Below are 1121 nucleotides of genomic sequence, written 5' to 3' on the forward strand. Positions count from 1 at the left end.
GAGGTCGAGCAGGTTGCCCAGCTCGATGGCCTCCAGCAGGTCCGTGTTGAAGCGCTTGCCCTTGTCCTGGACGGACACGTTCTTGTAGCGCTCGCGCAGTTCCGCGATCTTGTCGACCGCGGTCTTGATGGTCTGCTCCGTACGGAAGACCATCACGCAGGCGTCCATCGTCTCCTGGAGCTCCAGGCGCAGGTCCGCGACCCGCTCCTTGCCCGTGGAGTTGCGCAGGTGCTCGACCAGGTCGGCCACCTGCTGCGCCGGGTTCTCGGGGAGCTCGACGAAGTCGTTCTCCTGCGAGTACTTCGCCGCGGCGATGCCCGAGCGCTTGCCGAAGACGTTGATGTCCAGCAGCGAGTTGGTGCCCAGACGGTTGGCGCCGTGCACCGACACGCACGCGACCTCGCCGGCCGCGTACAGGCCCGGGACGACGGTGGTGTTGTCCGCCAGGACCTCACCCTCGACGTTGGTCGGGATGCCGCCCATGGCGTAGTGCGCGGTGGGCTGGATCGGGATCGGGTCCGTGTACGGCTCGATGCCCAGGTAGGTGCGCGCGAACTCGGTGATGTCCGGGAGCTTCGCGTCGAGCTGCTCCGGCGGCAGGTGCGTGAGGTCCAGGTACACGTGGTCACCGGCGGGACCGCAGCCGCGGCCCTCACGGATCTCGGTGTAGATGGAGCGCGAGACGACGTCACGGGACGCGAGGTCCTTCATGACCGGCGCGTACTTCTCCATGAAGCGCTCGCCGTCCTTGTTGCGGAGGATGCCGCCCTCACCGCGGGCGCCCTCCGTCAGCAGGATGCCCATGCGCCAGATGCCCGTCGGGTGGAACTGGAAGAACTCCATGTCCTCCAGCGGCAGGCCGCGGCGGTAGCAGGCCGCCTGGCCGTCACCCGTGAGGGTGTGCGCGTTGGAGGTCACCTTGAAGAACTTGCCGGTGCCGCCGGAGGCGTAGATGACGGCCTTGGCCTGGAACACGTGGATCTCGCCGGTGGCGAGCTCGTACGCGACCACACCGGCCGACTTCTTGACGCCGTCGACCTCGACCAGGAGCTGGTCCAGGACGTAGAACTCGTTGAAGAACTCCACGCCCTCCTTGACGCAGTTCTGGTACAGCGTCTGGA

At 67.0% G+C, this 1121-nt stretch carries 1 protein-coding gene; it reads right to left on the reverse strand.

From position 1 onward, the window contains the following. On the reverse strand, window positions 1-1121 hold a 1121-nt coding region (locus tag ACFVUS_RS44040; RefSeq protein ID WP_387781564.1), incomplete at both ends, for an FAD-binding protein.

The organism is Nocardia sp. NPDC058058, assembly GCF_042885355.1.
In the GTDB taxonomy this organism is placed as follows: domain Bacteria; phylum Actinomycetota; class Actinomycetes; order Mycobacteriales; family Mycobacteriaceae; genus Nocardia.